This is a genomic window from Cytobacillus firmus NBRC 15306, from assembly GCF_001591465.1.
Classification (GTDB): domain Bacteria; phylum Bacillota; class Bacilli; order Bacillales; family Cytobacillaceae; genus Cytobacillus; species Cytobacillus firmus.
On sequence record NZ_BCUY01000024.1, the window covers coordinates 14,421 to 33,071 of the forward strand.

An 18,651-nucleotide genomic window follows, 5' to 3' on the forward strand; every position below is an offset into this window, starting at 1 on the left:
TAAACACTCCTTCCGAATCTTGTTCAAAATGGACAATTCTTTTTCCGTTTCGAACACACTACACTATAACAAACTATGACAGTAAACGCGAGGCGATACCCTTTAATTAATCAATATAGCAATGATTCCCTGTACGAGACCAATAATACCCCCAAGCAGAAAACCTAAATTTGTAATCATGGCTAACTCGCTTTTGATTATGGAAAAGACCATATCTTCTAATCTTTCAACCGAAAAATTGCTGACCTGTTCCCGGACAATTTCTGCCAGACGAAGCCGTTCCATAACCATTTCTGTCTTTCGTGAAAGCCAATCAGAAAGCATCTGAACACTTTTAGGAGCCAGCTCATCTGTCAGTAATGTCCTATAAGGGGCCATGAAAGATGAAATAGGTGTTTTAAATACATTCTCCAAATTAATGACTCTGTGTGCAATATTCTTTAATACTGAAAGAATCTGTTCCTTTTCGAGCTGCTCTTCAATAACTGCAGCTTCCATCTCAAGAATTTTGCTCCACTCTTTTTGTATAAGGGTTGTAATCAGGTCGGCCGTACCCTCATTACTTAAAAACCTAATGATTTCCGGCTGAATTTTATCCGCAAGATTGATATTCCCCATGAACATCTGCAGCATATTGCTGAGCACGCCGCTTCGCTCACGAACAAAATCATCAGCCATTCTTTGTATCCTCATTTTGCCTTCAATGCTGGAGAAATAATCTACCCCTTTTTGAAGGATCATTGAACTGATAGCCGGAATTTTTTCATCCGCTTTATCCAAAAGACCCTGAGGAATAACTTCTTTAAGGGGAAGATCTCGATATTCACTTATAATTTTTTCATATTTCTGCTCAATTAATAAGTCTATGCGTTTCTCCGTTTTCACTTGGCCATCCGTGATTCCAAACGCTGCAAGTATGTCCTCTGCTGATTTTTCCGATTGCAGGATAGTTTCAAGCTCTTTCTGAACAAGCCCGGTCATATCACGCTGAAATTGATCATTGATGAACTTTTTCTTAATGCTTTCAGGTGTCAGAAGATGATTAACAACCAGCTTTCCCATCTGATCTGCCATTTCATCTCTTCGTTTAGGAATCAGCCCAGGGGTAAATGGAACCTTCCATTTCCCTATGTACACGGCATTATAAGGTTTAAAGAGCATTTTAATAGCCAGATAGTTAGTAAACCCGCCTATAAGAGCCCCAATTATCATCATTAAAATTATTGTCATTGCAATTTCCATAGATATCTCTACCTTCCTTAAGTTACAGGCGCCTCTCAATAGGCACCATTTAATTGCCCAGAACATACGATATGGTATCAGCTTTTGCCTATTTTTTCATTATACAGTGAAAACTTCATCAATGGGAGTTTTGCACATTCTGCGGAATAATTTCAGCATTCAATTTTCAAACTGCATGAGGCTGTTCAGAATAGGCTCAAATAAAGATAAGCAAATGAGGAATGATCATGTCAGTTTCTTTATTGCCTATTACGATTGTTCCGGTAAAAATGTTTCAGGAAAATCAATTTCTCATTAAAGTTAGCCATTCTCTGGTACATTACTGGGATATTGATCTGCAAAAGCTCCATTTGCTGCAGATCGGCAAGCACGCCATTCAGGTAACCATTGAAGGAGCAAACATTACAAAAGATGAAATTATGTTCTGTGAACGGCTTTTTCAGGAATACTGCCTGCCAATGGAAGATCTCCATTTTGTCGCCAGTTACTCCAAAAAGGACTTTACTATTACTGCCGGGCCGGTTATTGGACTGATGACGGATTTTAATGAAACTGGCGAAGAGCCTGATTTCCGATCAATTCATTCTTTTTGTGAAGAATTGCATGAAGTTGTTTCCGGCCTGCGCGGATATTTCTATGTATTTCATTTTCGCGACTGCATTCAAGGAAAGCTGCAGGGGTATTGCCTGCGTGAGGGAAAATGGATAAAACGCCCCGTTCCTTTGCCTGGTGTGATTTATAACCGGATCCACTCCCGGATGCTTGAAGCAAGTTCTGCTTTTCAATCATTTAAAAATAACTTGATAAACTTTAACATCCCAATGTTTAATGACCGTTTTTTATCGAAAAAGGAAGTTCATAACCTCCTCTTTTCTGAGGATCATATGCATCCCTATCTGCCTGAAACCGCCATTGCAGATGAACAAACCATCAAGGAAATGCTGGCCAGACACAGGTTAATATTCCTTAAACCCATACATGGCAGCCAAGGACGGAATATTATCAGACTGAGTACACAGGACGAAGAAATCATGACAGAAGTATCGACCGGAAACGGCAGGGAAAATACGCTCACATTCAAAAATTATGACCGTTTTGCACAATGGTTCAAGCAGTACCAAAAGAAAACAATTTTTCTGGCACAGCAGGCCATACCTCTGCAAACTTATAAGAACAGGCAGCTTGATTTCCGCGTGCTCTGCCATAAAAACTTTCAGGATATCTGGAGGGCCACTTCTGCAGTGGCAAGGATTTCTGCCGAGCAGCAATTTGTTTCCAATATTGCAAGAGGCGGGGAAATTATGAAGCCTCTAAGAATTTTCACGATGCACTCTGATCAGAAAACAGCGGTTCAGCAGCTGGCGTTACTGAAGGAGCTTGCAGTTGAAACAGCAACAATCATCAGTCAGAAATGCGAAGGCCTTGTTGGAGAACTAGGGATTGATATTGGATTGGACTCTAATGGAAAACTCTGGATCATTGAAGTGAATTCTAAACCCTCCAAGAACTTTGAAGACAAAGAAAAAAGAATAAGACCCTCTGCCAAGGCACTGATCGAATATGCAACGGCCTTATCATTTATCCAAAAAGGAGGACTACAAAATGCTTTCATTCGGAATCATGACTTTAAACAAACGGAGTGAACAGCCATACTTTACGGAATTGGCGAAGAGAGCTAATGAATATAACATTAATTGCTTCAGGTTTGTGCCTACAGATATCAATCCTGTTTCAGAAAGGATTGCAGGTGATTCCTATAACCCTTCTTCAGGGGAATGGGAGCCGGCAGAATTTCCACTGCCGGAGATTCTTTATGATCGCTGTTTTTACAGAAATGACTCCCGCTCGAAACAATGTATGTCCATCGTGAATTGGCTAAAGGCAAGAAATGACATCCAATTCCTTGGCTACGGATTGCCTAATAAGCTTGAATTATATGAAATTCTCTCCTGCTCAAACATATCACCTTATTTGCTGAAGACGGCTCGATTTACCGGAGCTGACAGTTTCATAAACAGCCTCATTCCTGATCAGCCCTGCATTTTAAAACCTGCAAGCGGGTCACAGGGACATGGAATCTATTATATTGAGAAAACGGGCAAAGATATTTTTGTTAAAACAGATAAAAGGAATGCCCAGGTTTCACGCAGCTTTGAAACTGAAGAAAAGGCAGCCCGATGGCTGAATAAATTGACCGCAAAACAGCAATACCTCATCCAGCCATATGTGAATCTATCAAACAAGGACGGTCAGCCCTTTGATATAAGAATATTGCTTCAAAAGGACAGGAATGGTGCCTGGAAGGAGCTGGGCCGGGGCATCCGCACAGGCAGAAAAGGAGGCATCGTCTCCAACTTAAGCGCTGGCGGCAGCAATATTTCTTTTAAGGAATGGGTCACTCAATACCCACCTTCATTAAAGAGTTTTCTTTCCGATGAGCTTTATGACATTATCGATACACTTCCTGCTGCACTTGAACGAAAGCTTCCCCCGCTATTTGAGATGGGAATCGATATCGGAGTGGAAACTAACGGCTCTATTTGGATACTGGATATTAACTCAAAGCCAGGAAGGAAAACCATCCTGAACAGCCAGCCACAGAAGGAGGAAGAGTTATATACCGCTCCCCTTCTCTATGCCAAATTCCTGGCAGCCAATAAGGAAATGGAAAGGAGAACGAATCATGAGAAAACAATATCAAATTGAAATTTCCGATTCCGCCTCCAAAACAGTTTATATTCCAAATGAGCTGAACCTTCATACTCATTTGACGAAACTGGCATTTGGCACTCATTCGGCAGATTCTTCTTTCTTACTCCAGAAGACAAAGAAGAACTCCATCATCATAAGTAAAGATGTTGCCGAAGCACTGCATTTCCCTGATCTCAAGATTCCCCTGCATGCATTTGCCAATAAGGGTACTCTGTACCTCGGCCCGCTCGTAGGTATCTTCACTTCAGGATTCACCTCTTTTCCTTTAAGGCCAGTTGGGGATCGGACCCTATTTTTTGCCAAACTGCTTTCGGTCAAAAAAACGGTAGGTGCCATTCCGTTTTTATTCGGTGACCAGCAAATCAACTGGGAAAAAGAAACCATCCATGGGCTTTTTTATCATGAGGAAGGCTGGGAAACCTTTGAAGTCCCTTTTCCGAATGTTGTTTATGATCGGCTTCCCAACCGAAGAAGTGAAAGAAGGAATGAGCTGAAGGAAGTTCGCGCCCGCCTTCAGAAAGACTATTTAATTCCCTGGTATAATCCTGGTTTCTTTAATAAATTAGATGTTTATGAAAGACTGCAGAACGATGATGATATTAGTCATTACCTGCCTGAAACCCACCCCTTTTCTTCTTTTTCTGTAATTGAAAGAATGCTGGCTGATTATGGCCATGTTTTCCTGAAACCTATTAATGGAAGCCTTGGGCTTGGGATTCATCAGATTATTTATGATAAAAGGGATGGGTATTATTATTGCCGATATAGAGTGCGGGACGAAAATAGGCTGAGAAGGTTTAACACTTTGGAAAATTTAATGCGGAATGTTTTTGCAGGACGAAGTTTAAGCCGGATGCTTGTTCAGCAGGGAATTCATTTGCTCCGTCATGAACAGAGAGCGATTGATTTCAGGGTTCATACCAATAAAGATGAGAATGGGGAATGGAAAGTAACCGCCGCAGCGGCAAAAATGGCAGGACCCGGCAGTGTTACAACTCATGTGAAAAGCGGAGGTGAAATCAAAGTCCTTGAAGAAGTATTTGAATCGGATGCAGAAAAAAAAGAGACAATGGCGAAGTTGAGTGAGGCGGCACTTAATATCAGCAAAGCATTGGAACGGAACATGGAAGGTATCATCGGTGAAATCGGCTTTGACTTTGGATTGGACCGAAATGGCCACGTATGGCTGTTTGAAGCAAATTCAAAGCCCGGAAGATCCATATTCAAACACCCTCAGCTCAGGGAGTTCGACTTTCTTACCCGCAAGCTATCACTTTCATTCGCCGTTTTCCTTGCCGAAGCATCTATTATGAAGCCTCAGGAAATTGTGAGATGAAGCTTTATTATGACTGGGCCAGCAGGACCTGGTTCGGCAGCAGCAGTTGTACCCTTGGAAGCAGCCAACACCCTTTAAACATTATTAGCCCGCTAGCGGCACGAGATTTGCTTTCCTTTTCATTATCCTTGCGGAACGGTAATGCGGGACCGGTGATTGGCATTCTTACCGGAAAAGGAAAGGATCAGGCTATTGCCGGCAATGGTCCTTTATTTAAGGCCCTCCAGAATAGCATATTGCAAAAGAGCGGGCTTTCCTATGTATTTACCCTAGAGAACCTGAAGGATAATTCCGTGAACGGCTATATTTATATTCCCCGTCAGGATAAGTGGATTGAAGCCATGTGCCCTCTTCCGCATCTTGTCTACAACAGGGTGCCATTCCGGAAACTTGAAAAAACAGAAGCCTTTCATAAAGCAAGCCGTTTTTTTAACGAGCAGGCTATTCCATTTTTCAATCCGGGCTTTCTGGATAAATTCGACATTTACCAGCTATTAAAAGACCATCCGCCATTAAAGGATTATATTCCTGAAACCATTCTTGTCACCGGGCCAAAGCCTCTAAAGGATTTTATCCAAAGATATAATAATATCTACTTAAAGCCGGCAAACGGGTCCAAAGGCAAAGGGATATACCAATTAATCCAGCTGAAAAAAAGCATCTCATTGAACAGTCTGCACGATTCATTCAGTTACGCTGATTTTGAACATTTCTGGTGCCAATGGGAAACTCACCTGATGGATAAACCTTATTTAGCACAGAAAGCGATCAGCCCTGCCAAATTAGAAGGCAAGAGATTTGATTTTAGAATCTTAGCCCATTTCAGCGGAGGCAGCTATTCGGTTACAGGGATTGGTATTAGGCAGTCTCAGGACCAGGACATTACAACCCACATCCCGAATGGCGGGGTGATGATTCCATATGAAAGTGTCCGCACAAAAGAACATGATGCGTTTATTCATACTGCAGCATCGGAGGCAGGAAAACTTCTTGAGAAAACGAAAGGTTTTCATGGAGAATACTCTATTGATGCTGGATTAACTGATCAGGGCACTTATGTGATTTATGAAATAAATTCAAAGCCGATGAGTTTTGATGAAACCTGGATAGAAGAAAAAAGAATTGAAGAACTGACCCGCTTATTTCTCTCATTGTCCGGGTTCTAGAATGCTGCTAAAAATAGCCGTGCACCCACAGCGTGCACGGCTATTTTTAGGCGATTTTTTTATAAGTGTCCCTGACAAAGAATTAATAAGTCGTTACAGGGCTTTTCGCTGTCTTAACCCGATTTTTTTTAGAGGCACTTCCGGCAAAAGATTTAAACTGGTCTTTAAGCTTTTGTCGTGACTCCGGGTTTCTCATTAAATAAGCTGCTCCAAGGGCCATGGCTGACATCATAAATTTGTTGTTTCTTTTCATCCTTTTTGCCTCCTTTTAATGTTAAAATGTTTCTACATCTGTTCCATTCCCTTTTTCAGGAACGTTAAACGGGATATTACAACATCTGGAGGAATCCTAATGCTGACACACTTTCAATTCAAACCTTTATATGAAAACAAACAATTGCCGGGATGGACATTTTCTTTTTACTTCAAAAAGCAAAAAGTTACCGGCATCTATCATCCAGACGGAAAAATTGAATGGACATCCGGAAATCCTGCCGGACAGGAGGAGGACCTGAAATCCCAAATTCATGAATTGATGTTATTTCATGTGTATGAATAAGAAAAAATTAGAGAAATAATGCATGACGATAAAGCTCTTTTGGAAAAATAAACCCGCCAGGATATTAATCTAAAGGAGCGATTGACACATGGATAAAAATCGCAGGGTTTCAGAGGACGTCCATTATGAAGGCAGGGACAAAGCTTATATGGATATAGACAGGATCATAAACGAGGGTCTTTCCGGAGGCTCCGTCCATGGGCGCGGCGGTGATGTTAATATCGAACAGGCCAGGGAACTGCATGAGGAAGAACCTCCATATGAGGCTGAGTAAAAATAAGAGGCACCTGAATTCAGGTGCCTTTTATAAAGATTAAATTGAATTTATTGTGCTGTCAGATAACTATCTAGCTCTAGCCGCCGAAAAGCGGGCGCCTTCCGCTTTTCTATTTATCTGCTTTTCACAATCATATTAACTGCTTCCTGGATTGCATCCTCCGCATTTTTGCCTTCATTATTAGCTTCACGGATGCATGTCTCCAAGTTTTTAGCTACAATATATCCCATTGCACGGTCAACTGCAGAACGGACAGCAGATAATTGTGTAACAACATCCTTGCAGTGTTTTTCTTCTTCCATCATTCGGATCACACCCCGCACCTGGCCTTCCAGCCTTTTCAAGCGGTTTTTCATTTCAGGTGTATATTCCATGAGTCTCACTCCTCACACTCTCAATTCCCTTTATAGAAACATTCACAGATTAAGTAAATTTTTTCAATTAAATTATAACTGCTATAATATAAGAAACACAAAAATTTATCAAACCAAAGGGTAAAGATATGTTAAACAAATTACATGACCGGTATCCGGGCTCTCAACTTCAATTTAAAAAACCTGATTTTAGCTTTAATTCTGATTTGTACTGGTTTCATCATGAAGAGTCAGGCCAATGGCTTGGCATTCCAGTTCAAGAGGTTTCTGCAGATAGTCTGATGGTATTGAAAACTTTGTTTGAATTCCATGACAGTTCCATTCACCTTGCCCCTGCTGCCCAAGCCTGGTTTCAATACTTATTTTCAAATGGGGATCACCCATCATTCGCAAAAGATGTTCCATACAGGCTGGTTCAGTTCAAAATGTCTGAGGGCGAATGGATACGTGAGGATATGGAAGCTGCTTTTAGAGGTTTTTTCGAAAAGGACATAACGATTTTATGGAACGGGGAAGCCACAGGGGTCATCATTGAAGAGGGTAAAGACTCTCTTGCCGAAGAAGAATTCCTTGCTGTTTCCAATGCTTTAGAAAGTGATTTTTTTGTGAAAACAGCCTTTTACATTGGCATTCCGAATAAGGCGGGAATACAATTACACAAGCTTTTTAAAGAAGAACAGCTTCTATTCGAGCAGGCTTCCTCATTGCTTCCAGCTGAAAGAGTGCTGAATTTTGAAAAGCTCTTCCCCTCCCTTATCACTGGGCATCTGGACGTATTTTTAAAAAAGAGCCTGCTTTCACGCCTTTCTTTACTGGAAGAAGACCCTGAACTCCTGCACACCATAAAAGTGTTTTTACAGAACAGCTCCAACGTTTCATTAACGGCAAAAAAATTGTATATCCACCGGAATACTCTGCAGTACAGGCTTGATAAGTTCACAGAGAAGACCGGCATTCAGTTGAAGGATTTTAACAGCGCGCTGACTGTTTTTTTAGCCTGTTTGCTGATTGAGCAAACCTGACTTGAGCACATTGCATAAAAACTCTTTCAGTTTTTTTGTGCAGTTTGGCCATATGGGAAAAACCTCGTATCCATTAAACTGTAATTAAGAAAAAGATTATTGGGAGGTTACCCTGATGGCAGAATTAAAACTCGATAATATTTATAAAATTTATGATAATAAAGTGACAGCTGTAGAAGATTTTAACCTTCATATTAAAGATAAGGAATTTATTGTTTTTGTCGGCCCTTCCGGCTGCGGTAAATCCACAACTCTCCGTATGATTGCAGGTCTTGAGGAAATTTCAAAAGGCGACTTCTATATCGATGAGAAGCGTGTCAACGATGTTCCTCCAAAAGATCGTGATATTGCAATGGTTTTCCAGAATTATGCACTATATCCGCATATGTCCGTGTACGATAACATGGCTTTTGGCCTTAAGCTTCGTAAGTTTCCAAAAGATGAAATCGACCGCCGTGTAAAAGAGGCAGCGAAAATTCTGGGGCTGGAGCCTTATCTTGACCGCAAGCCAAAAGCATTGTCAGGCGGACAGCGCCAGCGTGTAGCCTTGGGCCGTGCGATTGTCCGTGATGCAAAGGTATTCCTCATGGACGAGCCTTTATCAAACCTTGATGCAAAGCTTCGTGTTCAAATGCGTGCAGAAATTGCCAAGCTTCACCAGCGTCTTCAAACAACAACTATCTATGTAACACATGACCAGACAGAGGCCATGACAATGGCTACCCGCCTGGTTGTTATGAAGGATGGAGTGATTCAGCAGGTTGGTGCACCAAAAGAAGTGTATGAAAAGCCTGAAAACGTATTTGTAGGCGGATTTATCGGCTCACCTGCCATGAACTTCTTTAACGGAACGCTTGAAGACGGCAAATTTATTATTGGCAAAACTCAGATTGCTGTACCTGAAGGTAAAATGAAGGTTCTTCGTGAACAGGGATATACAGGCAAAAACGTTATCCTTGGCATTCGTCCGGAAGACATTCACGATGAGCCGGTATTTATTGATGCATCTGCCGGTTCAAAAATCAATACCCGCATTGACGTTTCCGAACTGACTGGTGCTGAAACAATGATTTACTCAAGCATAGAAGGCCAGGATTTCGTAGCACGCGTGGATTCCCGCACAGATATTAAGCCGGGCCAAAACCTTGAGCTTGCTTTCGATATGAACAAAGCGCACTTCTTTGATGCAGACCATGAAAGAAGAATCCGGTCTGAAAAAGAATAACATTGAAGCCCCGTCAAAGCTGACGGGGTTTTTTAATACTGTCAGCATCCGCCAAGCCGTCACCAGGTGCTGCCGCCATCTATTTTCTTTCTACTCTTTGATAAATTTCACCGAATCATGGCCGCATGATGGACACTTCAGCAAATGGGGACATTCCTCCTGTTGATAATCCCGGGGATAGCCATCTTCCATTTTCATCTGGTCAATTGGCATATAGGCACTATAATCATCGTAAAAGTCCATTACTCTTCCACTGTCCTCCATCCTGCTTCCGCAGGAGCTGCAGGCTGATTCGATTTTCTCAAAGCCGTTGCAGACTGGGCAAATAGCCATTCCAATCCTCTCACTTTCGTTTTCTTTGCTGATATTTATTATGATTTGTCTGTTTAATCTTCGTTATGTAAAACTCTTAATCAGTGAATTTTATCAGGAAAAAATTCCCGATTTCTTGAAAGAATAAACTTTTATAAATCAAACATAATAGAGAGTAAACACAGCGGCATCAAGCATCCGCAGTAAAAACCGATGGGTTACGCCAGGCAGTGGAGCAGGATAAAATCCTTGCGCTGGTGCAATTCCAGCTAACCCAGCCAAAAACCAATACACTTATATTTCGAGGAGGAAATCACATGAACAACCAATCATCTAGCAGAAGCAATTCCTCAAACCAGTTACTAGTACCTGGAGTAGCTCAAGCACTTGATCAAATGAAGTACGAAATCGCTACTGAATTTGGTGTAAACCTTGGTGCAGAAACAACTTCCCGCGCTAACGGATCTGTTGGGGGAGAAATCACAAAACGCCTTGTTCAAATGGCTGAACAACAGCTTGGTGGCGGTTCTTTCTAATAAAGCAAGATAACAATTGAATAAATATGGCTTTGGCCCTCCTTCTTGAAAGGGGGGCCATTTTATTTAGACCATCTTTTCGGGCACAACCCAATTCTTATATTGTTCTTCCGTGATATACCCTGTTTTTAAGGCTGCTTCTTTCAAGGTTGTATTCTCTCTGAATGCGAGTTTGGCAATTTCCGCTGCCTTTTCATAACCTATATGCGGATTGAGTGCCGTTACAAGCATTAGTGATCTCTCAACATGGCCATTAATCACTTCTTTATTAGCCTCCAGTCCCATCATGCATTTTTCATTAAAAGAGGCCATTCCATCTGCAAGAATACTGATGCTTTGAAGAAGATTATAGATAATAACAGGCTTGAACACATTCAATTCAAAGTTCCCCTGACTTGCTGCGAATCCAATGGATGCATCATTTCCAAATACCTGGCAAACCACCATTGTAAGGGCTTCGCTTTGCGTCGGATTTACTTTGCCAGGCATGATTGAACTGCCTGGTTCATTTGCCGGGATCGATAACTCCCCAATTCCGCTGCGCGGCCCGCTAGAAAGCCAGCGGACATCGTTGGCTATTTTCATCAAATCCGCTGCCAGCCCCTTCAATGTCCCATGAACATGGACAATTTCATTATGGCTGGTCAAGGCCTGGAATTTATTGTCAGACGAACGGAATGAATAGCCTGTAAGTCTGGATATTTCGTTTGCCATTTCAGGTCCAAATGACTTCTCTGCATTAATGCCCGTTCCGACTGCTGTACCGCCAATGGCTAAGTCAAGCAGATACTGCATTGCGTCCATCAGCATCTTTTCATTCTTTTCAAGCATGGCACGCCAGCCGCTGATTTCCTGACCCAATGTAAGAGGTGTTGCATCCTGCAAATGAGTCCTGCCTATTTTGACGATTGATTTGAAGGCCTCTTCTTTCGATTTAACTGTCCTTATTAATTCCTTTAATGATGGAATCAGCTTTTGCTCCACCTCCGTATAAGCTGCGATATGCATGGCAGTCGGAAATGTATCATTAGAGCTTTGAGACATATTGACATCATCATTTGGATGCACTTTACTATCCCGTACCCCTTTCTCGGCCAGCAGTTCATTCGCCCTTTTGGCGACAACCTCGTTTACATTCATATTTGATTGTGTGCCGCTCCCTGTCTGCCATACAGCCAGAGGAAAGTGGCTGTCAAACTTATGGTTTAGAACTTCATCACAAGCTGCTGTGATAGCTTCCATCTTGTCATGGGAGAGCTTCCCAAGCCTGTTGTTGACTACTGCTGCAGAACGCTTTACCTTGGCAAAAGCATAAATTACTTCCATCGGCATCTTTTCAATGCCGATTTTAAAGTTATCCTTGCTCCGCTGTGTCTGGGCTCCCCAATATTTATCAGCTGGCACCTTCACTTCGCCAAGTGTATCCTTTTCAATTCTAAAATCAGCCAATTTCATACCTCCTTAAAAGATTATTATGATTCCTTTTTATTCTTTTCCCTTATTTTCAAAATTTAATGATAAAAATCAGTATAAAAAAACTGCCTGGCTGGATCAGCCGGCAGCTATGCTTTTACAATTGTATACCCAATAAAGTATCCAAGCACCATAATACTTGCAATCACTAAGGTAATAGAAAATTCCTCCATAAAAATCTCCTCCAGATATGTGTGATAGCTTAAGATTATCATGAATACCGGATTACAATTTCTTTATACCAGTACTATTGTGTGTCTGAAGTATGAAATTTTTTTGAACAAAATTCCTAGTGGGATAAAACCATTATTAAAAAAGAAGCGCCATCCGATGCTTCCCTCTATCCAGCAAGTGTTGACCCCTGCTGAAGCTGATACATCTGAAAATATTTGCCCTTTTGCTCCATTAACGCATCATGGTTTCCTTTTTCAACGATTCTTCCCCTATCCAGAACAAGAATTTGATCAGCATTTCGGATTGTCGAAAGCCGATGGGCGATGATAAAGGTCGTTCTGCCTTTTTTCAGCACGTCCATGGCTTCCTGGATAATTAATTCTGTCTCAGTGTCTATGCTTGATGTTGCTTCATCCAATATCAGGATGGCCGGATCAAAAGCAAGGGCACGAGCAAACGAAATGAGCTGCCTCTGCCCGCTGGAGAGAGTGCTCCCCTTCTCGATAACCGGCTCATCAAAGCCTTTTTCAAGATGCTGAAATATCTTATCTGCTCCGACATCCTTCAGGGCCTTTTCCACTTTCTCCCGCGATATTTCAGGGTCATCAAGACTGACATTGGAAGCAATGGTCCCTGTGAACAAAAAAGGACCCTGGAGGACGATGCCCATATGCTTTCTGAGCTCCTGCCTTGGAATCTGTTTTATATCCATGCCATCGATCATAATTTTTCCTTCCTGGCAATCATAAAAACGGAAAAGAAGATTCATAATCGAACTTTTCCCTGAGCCGGTATGGCCTACCAGTGCAACTGTCTCTCCATGCTTTGCTTCAAAATTAAGATCCTTCAGCACATATTCCTTCTCCTTGTAGCCGAAGTGCACATGTTCAAAAGTAACATTCCCTTTATAGCGGTATATTTTATTATCACTGATATCAATGCCTTCTTCATCAAGCAGTTTGAATACTCGTTCACCGGCAACCAATGCCTGTTCGAGATTGGCCAATTGGTTGACAATGCCCTGCACAGGCTGAAAAAGGCGGTTTATATAGTCTACAAAAGCATAAAGCATCCCCAGTGAAATGACTGCTGCTGCATTGAGCGATTCTCCTCCGAAGTACCAGATAAATGCAACAAAAACCACATTTCTCAGCACGCCGACTAAATTATGCGATGTAAGTGAATTCAGGCTCAAAAGTTTATTTTGGAATGTAAAATGCTCTGTATTCAGCTTTTCAAAATCCTTCTGTGTATCTTTTTCGCGGCCAAACGCCTGGATAATGTTCATTCCCTGTATCGATTCGTTAACCATGCCATTGATATCACTCACCCTGGAACGGATCACGTGATTGTATTTTGATGCATACTTACGGTACACAATCGCCCATACATATAAAATCGGGAGCAGGATTAAACATATCGCAGCAAGCTTGGCATTTAAAATAAACAAAGCGATATAAATACCTGAAATATATATGGCACTTGTAAAAAAGGTTGCCAATACGGTCACATAAAGCTCACGTATGGCTTCGGTATCATTAGTTATACGGGCAACCACCTTGCCTGCCGGAAGATTATCAAAATAACTGATTGGCAGCTTTTGTATCTGCCCAAAGACATCCTCTCTCATTTTCTGGATAATCCTATTTGCCGACTTTTGCAGAAAAAACCTTTGGCCGTACTGAAAAAATGCAGCGATAACCAGTAACCCAAAGTAAAAGGCCAAGAGCTGAACGATCTTAGGAATCTCCGGTGAATAAAATAGCATCAATTCTTCACCGGTTAATGCCTTCCCTGCATAGGTTTCGGTTTGGCCGCTTTTTTCAATAAAGAGTTTGCCCTCTTTGAAGGTTCGCTCTCCATCAAAAGCAATGTCACCGCTGATAAAGACGAATTGGCTTCCTGCCTGCAGGATGCGGGCCTGATCTATTTTCCGCTCACCCTGATCAAGGTTTTGCTCCTTTTTGTAAAACTGGCTATCAAACTCCACAGCATCGTTTCCGCCTTCTGTCTGATACCAGACAGATTCTATGCCAAGGATATGCTCGTCAATCATCTTCTTCGCGATGAAAGGCCCCGCCAGATCTGCTGCTACTGCTACTGTAAGCATCAGAAGTGCCGCAATAATCGTTTTTTTATAATGAAGTGCATACTGGAATAACCGCTTTCCTGTGGTCATGAAAGCACCTCCTCTTCAGCAGATGTTTGAGTCTGCTGCCTCAAAAATTGTTCTTTGTACCATCCATCCATAGCCATTAAGTCCTCATGAGTGCCTTCTTCTGCTATCATGCCTTCATCAAGGACGATAATATGATCGGCGTGCTGGACTGCTGACATTCTGTGTGTCGTAATGATTGTCGTTTTTCCTTTGCGCTCAGTCCGGATATTATCAATAATTTTCTTCTCTGTTTTAGCATCAACGGCTGATAAGGAGTCATCAAGGATCAGAATTTCCGGATCCTTCACAAGGGCACGTGCAATCGAAATCCGCTGTTTTTGTCCTCCTGATAAGGCCACCCCTTTTTCACCGACCATTGTTTCAAGACCCTCCTGCAGAAGTTCAAGGTCTTTTCGGAAAGCTGCCAAATCAATCGCTTTTTGCATATCCTCTTCAGTTGCTTCCTCTTTTCCAAAAAGGATGTTTTCCCGTACAGTCCTGGAGAAAAGAACATGATCCTGTGGAACATATCCGATCCATCCCCTCGTTCTCTCAAGTTCCTGCTCTTCAATCGGAACATCTGCAATGGCAAGCTTCCCTGTGCCTGACGGATATTCTCTCAATAGCTGCTTTATAAAAGTGGTCTTTCCGCTTCCTGTTTTTCCTACAATGCCCAGCGTTTCCCCGCATTCAATATGCAGCTTAATCCCTGTGAGATTAGCCGTTTTTGAGGAAGGATATTGGAAATGCACATCCTTGAAGATAATATTCTCAGGGACTTCAACGATAGACGGGTTTTCAGGATTCACAATATCCTGCTTAGCGGACAATGTTTCCTGTACACGGTCAAGGGATGCATTCCCCCTTTGCATGACATTAATTAGTTCTCCAATAGCAAACATTGGCCAAATCAGCATGCCTAAATACACATTAAAGGACACGAGCTGGCCCAGGGTGATGGTTTGGTGGAAAACAAGATAAGCCCCGTATCCAAGTCCTATCAGATAGCTTAGGCCCACAATCACCTTTATCGTCGGCTCAAATAGTGAATCAATTTTGGCCACTTCAATATTTTTGCTGTATACATCCTCTGTGAGTTCATGGAAACGCTGCTGATCCGCTCTTTCTTGAACATAAGCGCGCACCACCCGAACTCCCGAAACAGATTCAAGAACCCGGTCATTTAGTTCCCCGAAGGCATCCTGTGCGCTCATAAACCGCGTATGAATCTTCTTCCCGTAAATTTTTATCAGATAGGCCATGATAGGCAAAGGCAATATTGCTGCAAAAGTTAGTTTCCAGCTAACCAGAAACCCCATCGTAAACAATATTGTCAGCATGAAGACGCTGGAATCCACCAGTGTTAATATTCCGAATCCCGCCGTTACCGAAATAGCTTTTAAATCATTTGTAGCCCTGGCCATTAAATCACCGGTCCGGTTTTTCTCAAAAAATGTTGGAGTCATTTTCAATAGGTGACCCATAAACTGTGAACGCAGTTTTCTTTCTACCAGGAATGCCCCTCCAAAAAGCTGGTACATCCAGATATAAGTGATTGCATAGGACACAATTGTGATGATTGCCAATAAACCAAGGTACTCCATTATTTTAACACTGCTCATTTGACCAAGATGAATATCATCAATTGCCATTCCTACAAGCCTTGGAGGCATAACATCAAGGATTCCGACAATGATCAGCAGAGAAATGGCAATTGTATACCTTTTCCAGTTTTCTTTAAAAAACCAGCTTAATTTTCCTAAAATCGTAAACAACGATCTCTCCCCTTTCCGGTATGAAGCTCAGGTTTCTAAAGAGAGCATTCATACATAAACAAGCAGCAAATTCATAACTAGCCTCCATCCAGATCCTCCGGCAAAATTGTTTTCCTTTTGATTCGTACGGCATTCATAAAATTTTCCTCCTTTTTTGTATGGCTGCCGAAAACAGCCGCTATTAAAACTTAAATATATGGAAACAGGGAATGCCTGTATTTCCTATTGGTGATATTTGATAATTAGACGAAAAAAAGACATACCGCGGCATGCGATATGTCTTAAGAGACAAAAGAGCCCACGTTACGAAATGTAACCTGTGCTCCTTCAAAATGTGCAGGCAGATCCTGTTTACATTTTTATATGTTCTAAAGGAGAGGTTACAGATTTTAATTTTTGTGTTGTTTTTTGATGAAGATGAATTAAGATCATTTTGTAGCCCTCCTTTTCATTTTTTTCCATATTGGTAAGATTATCACCGCTTACACTAAAAGTCAATCAGACTTTTACCTACTTTTAAAAATTTTCTGTTATTTATTTTAAAGGCTCTTTTCGTATAAAGTGCTGTTTTTCCTCTATCAATGTTGTCCGTTGATTTCCGCTCCAGGCTGCTCGCTTTCCGCGGGGCGGGCGGTGAGCCTCCTCGACGCTACGCGTCTGCGGGGTCTCACCTGTCCCGCTACTCCCGCTGGAGTCTCGCACCTTCCGCTCCAATCAACTCAGTAAATAAAATACAAAAAATTAATAAACCTTGTAAAACAGCATTTAAAAAAAGGATCCACCGGGATCCTTTATGAAGCCAATCTTCTTTTTTGCCTGTTGATGAAGTCTATGGTTATCCTGTTAAAGGCATCAGGTTTGTCGATGTTGCATACATGTCCTGCACCTGTAATGATTTTGACTGTAGCTGTTTTAGCTTTTTGGGCAATGCTTTTTACAGACTTAATAAACAAGTGGTCTTCCTGTCCCATAATAAAAAGGGTAGGGATGTGGGAAATGCTGGATTGGATTTTTCCCAGGTACGGATTAACCGATTTTGTTAAAGACAGCCAGTTGATGAATTCTTTTTGGCACATTTTTGCTGCCTGCCTTACAAAGGCATGTCTTGATTCAAGATGGTTTCTTTTTGGCATGATAATCCACGCAAAAAGCTTATAAAGCAGCATATATGGCAGCATATACTTAGTCAAGTTAGCAATTGCTATTAAAAACCTTGTGCGCCAGTTCAATTCAGTTATGGCTCCGCCCAAAATCATGGAAGCTACTCTTTCCGGATGATTCTGCGCGATTGTCTGGATCACTATAGTCCCGAGCGAGATTCCGATAAAGTGGGAGTCTGTGATTTGAAGATGATCGAGCACCTCCACTATATCCTGAGAAACTTCTGAAAAATGATCTCCTTCTTCCCAGGTGCCCCTTCCAGATTGACCATGTCCCCGCAGATCTACCAGCAGAACATTGAAATGCTTTTTGTACTCTCTCATTTGTTTGTACCAAATTGCAGAGCTGCCTCCTGCACCATGAACAAAGGTAACCCATGGCAGGGATTCATCTTTCACATACGTACGGTAATATAGCATATATACTCCAATCCACATTCTAGTGTCATTTTCATAGTTTTGTTTATAAAGAAGTTTCATTCTATTGTAAAGGATTTCTGCGAAAATTGCTTATAATATCACAAAAAATTCACTAGATTCTTTTTAAGTATTTTCTGCCAAATATTCATTAACAAACCTTTCCCTATTTAGGACATAAAAAAACCAGCTAATCCATGTCAGCTGGTTCTTCTCCTGCTATTCTTCAATTATTGCTGCAGTCCCATAGGCTATGATTTCCGCTGCATTCTGCATAACGGCTGAGGTTTGCAGCCGCATTCCAATGATTGCATTGGCCCCTTTTGCCTTTGCATCTTCAACCATTCTGCCAATTGCCTTCTGTCTTGCTTCATCCATCATTTCAGTATATTCGCCAATTTCTCCGCCTACGATTGTTTTCAAACCTGCAAGAATGTCTTTTCCTATATGCTTTGTCTGGACTGTACTCCCCCTTACAAAACCTTTAATTTCTTTAATCTCTTTCCCGGATACCGTATCAGTAGTCACGATAATCATTTTGTTCTTCCTCCTCTTTTTCTCTTTTTCTCTCAGCTATCAGCACAATAAATAATGCAATGATCATTAAAGCATATAAAATATAAAACATAATTGCAGCCTTCATATTAATAAACAGCATGACAATCCCGAGAAGCTGGCCGCCACCGGCTGCAAGAAGCAGCATCTGTTTTAATTTTTTCATCCTTCCATCCCT

19 protein-coding genes are annotated in these 18,651 nt (G+C 41.6%); 9 read left to right on the forward strand and 10 right to left on the reverse strand.

Going from position 1 to position 18,651, the window contains the following annotated elements; all coding sequences use genetic code 11:
- Nucleotides 1-102 precede the first annotated feature (102 nt).
- Entirely contained in the window at nt 103-1,242 is a 1,140-nt protein-coding gene (locus BFI01S_RS09125; RefSeq protein WP_061792344.1) for a DUF445 domain-containing protein, read from the reverse strand.
- 227 nt (nt 1,243-1,469) lie between these two features.
- On the opposite strand from BFI01S_RS09125, the gene BFI01S_RS09130 reads away from it, so the two are divergent.
- From BFI01S_RS09130 to BFI01S_RS09145, 4 genes are read left to right on the forward strand one after another with little or no spacing between them, the layout of a single operon-like run.
- Nucleotides 1,470-2,885, forward strand: coding sequence for a YheC/YheD family endospore coat-associated protein (locus BFI01S_RS09130; protein ID WP_061792345.1), 1,416 nt, complete (start codon nt 1,470-1,472; stop codon nt 2,883-2,885).
- Nucleotides 2,845-3,948 carry a YheC/YheD family endospore coat-associated protein gene (locus tag BFI01S_RS09135; protein ID WP_061792346.1) on the forward strand — a complete coding sequence of 368 codons (1,104 nt, stop codon included), beginning with the start codon at nt 2,845-2,847 and terminating at the stop codon, nt 3,946-3,948. The genes BFI01S_RS09130 and BFI01S_RS09135 overlap by 41 nt, the downstream gene beginning before the upstream one ends.
- Complete coding sequence (locus tag BFI01S_RS09140; RefSeq protein WP_061792347.1) at nt 3,926-5,290, forward strand: YheC/YheD family endospore coat-associated protein; 1,365 nt, start codon at nt 3,926-3,928, stop codon at nt 5,288-5,290. Before BFI01S_RS09135 ends, BFI01S_RS09140 begins: the two co-directional genes overlap by 23 nt.
- Entirely contained in the window at nt 5,287-6,456 is a 1,170-nt protein-coding gene (locus BFI01S_RS09145; protein ID WP_061792348.1) for a YheC/YheD family endospore coat-associated protein, read from the forward strand. The genes BFI01S_RS09140 and BFI01S_RS09145 overlap by 4 nt, the downstream gene beginning before the upstream one ends.
- An 82-nt stretch (nt 6,457-6,538) precedes the next feature.
- Here the strand turns inward: BFI01S_RS09145 and BFI01S_RS23335 are convergent, their stop codons facing one another.
- On the reverse strand, nt 6,539-6,709 hold the full coding sequence (locus tag BFI01S_RS23335) for a hypothetical protein (protein WP_169799746.1): 171 nt from the start codon (nt 6,707-6,709) through the stop codon (nt 6,539-6,541).
- Between the two features lie 99 nt (nt 6,710-6,808).
- Between BFI01S_RS23335 and BFI01S_RS09150 the strand changes: the two genes are divergently transcribed.
- Both BFI01S_RS09150 and BFI01S_RS09155 read left to right on the forward strand, forming a co-directional pair.
- Nucleotides 6,809-7,015: a YheE family protein gene (locus BFI01S_RS09150; protein ID WP_061792349.1), complete on the forward strand. Its 207-nt coding sequence runs from the start codon at nt 6,809-6,811 to the stop codon at nt 7,013-7,015.
- A gap of 88 nt (nt 7,016-7,103) precedes the next feature.
- On the forward strand, nt 7,104-7,289 hold the full coding sequence (locus BFI01S_RS09155) for a hypothetical protein (protein ID WP_061792350.1): 186 nt from the start codon (nt 7,104-7,106) through the stop codon (nt 7,287-7,289).
- A 116-nt stretch (nt 7,290-7,405) separates the two neighbouring features.
- Here the strand turns inward: BFI01S_RS09155 and BFI01S_RS09160 are convergent, their stop codons facing one another.
- Nucleotides 7,406-7,666, reverse strand: coding sequence for a metal-sensitive transcriptional regulator (locus BFI01S_RS09160; RefSeq protein ID WP_035326844.1), 261 nt, complete (start codon nt 7,664-7,666; stop codon nt 7,406-7,408).
- A 128-nt stretch (nt 7,667-7,794) separates the two neighbouring features.
- Between BFI01S_RS09160 and BFI01S_RS09165 the strand changes: the two genes are divergently transcribed.
- A complete protein-coding gene (locus BFI01S_RS09165) occupies nt 7,795-8,688 on the forward strand; it encodes a PucR family transcriptional regulator (protein WP_061792351.1) in 894 nt (297 codons plus the stop codon).
- 115 nt (nt 8,689-8,803) lie between these two features.
- Nucleotides 8,804-9,913, forward strand: a complete 1,110-nt coding sequence (locus tag BFI01S_RS09170) for an ABC transporter ATP-binding protein (protein ID WP_061792352.1) — start codon at nt 8,804-8,806, stop codon at nt 9,911-9,913.
- A 90-nt stretch (nt 9,914-10,003) separates the two neighbouring features.
- On the opposite strand, the gene BFI01S_RS09175 is transcribed toward BFI01S_RS09170, so the two are convergent.
- Nucleotides 10,004-10,246, reverse strand: a complete 243-nt coding sequence (locus tag BFI01S_RS09175; protein ID WP_048012079.1) for a hypothetical protein — start codon at nt 10,244-10,246, stop codon at nt 10,004-10,006.
- 296 nt (nt 10,247-10,542) lie between these two features.
- Here BFI01S_RS09175 and BFI01S_RS09180 point away from each other — a divergent pair, with 296 nt between their 5' ends.
- Nucleotides 10,543-10,761, forward strand: coding sequence for an alpha/beta-type small acid-soluble spore protein (locus BFI01S_RS09180; RefSeq protein ID WP_035326833.1), 219 nt, complete (start codon nt 10,543-10,545; stop codon nt 10,759-10,761).
- Between the two features lie 66 nt (nt 10,762-10,827).
- On the opposite strand, the gene fumC is transcribed toward BFI01S_RS09180, so the two are convergent.
- The 6 genes from fumC to BFI01S_RS09210 form a co-directional block, all read right to left on the reverse strand.
- Nucleotides 10,828-12,210, reverse strand: a complete 1,383-nt coding sequence (fumC, locus tag BFI01S_RS09185) for a class II fumarate hydratase (protein WP_061792353.1) — start codon at nt 12,208-12,210, stop codon at nt 10,828-10,830.
- Between the two features lie 364 nt (nt 12,211-12,574).
- A complete protein-coding gene (locus tag BFI01S_RS09190; protein ID WP_061792354.1) occupies nt 12,575-14,587 on the reverse strand; it encodes an ABC transporter ATP-binding protein in 2,013 nt (670 codons plus the stop codon).
- Nucleotides 14,584-16,341: an ABC transporter ATP-binding protein gene (locus tag BFI01S_RS09195; protein WP_061792355.1), complete on the reverse strand. Its 1,758-nt coding sequence runs from the start codon at nt 16,339-16,341 to the stop codon at nt 14,584-14,586. Before BFI01S_RS09195 ends, BFI01S_RS09190 begins: the two co-directional genes overlap by 4 nt.
- A gap of 791 nt (nt 16,342-17,132) precedes the next feature.
- The gene (locus BFI01S_RS09200; RefSeq protein WP_061792356.1) at nt 17,133-17,921 is read right to left on the reverse strand and encodes an alpha/beta fold hydrolase; all 789 of its coding nucleotides are present in this window, start codon (nt 17,919-17,921) and stop codon (nt 17,133-17,135) included.
- A gap of 216 nt (nt 17,922-18,137) precedes the next feature.
- A complete protein-coding gene (locus BFI01S_RS09205) occupies nt 18,138-18,455 on the reverse strand; it encodes a YbjQ family protein (RefSeq protein WP_048011864.1) in 318 nt (105 codons plus the stop codon).
- Nucleotides 18,436-18,639: a hypothetical protein gene (locus BFI01S_RS09210; RefSeq protein ID WP_061792357.1), complete on the reverse strand. Its 204-nt coding sequence runs from the start codon at nt 18,637-18,639 to the stop codon at nt 18,436-18,438. The genes BFI01S_RS09205 and BFI01S_RS09210 overlap by 20 nt, the downstream gene beginning before the upstream one ends.
- Nucleotides 18,640-18,651 lie beyond the last annotated feature (12 nt).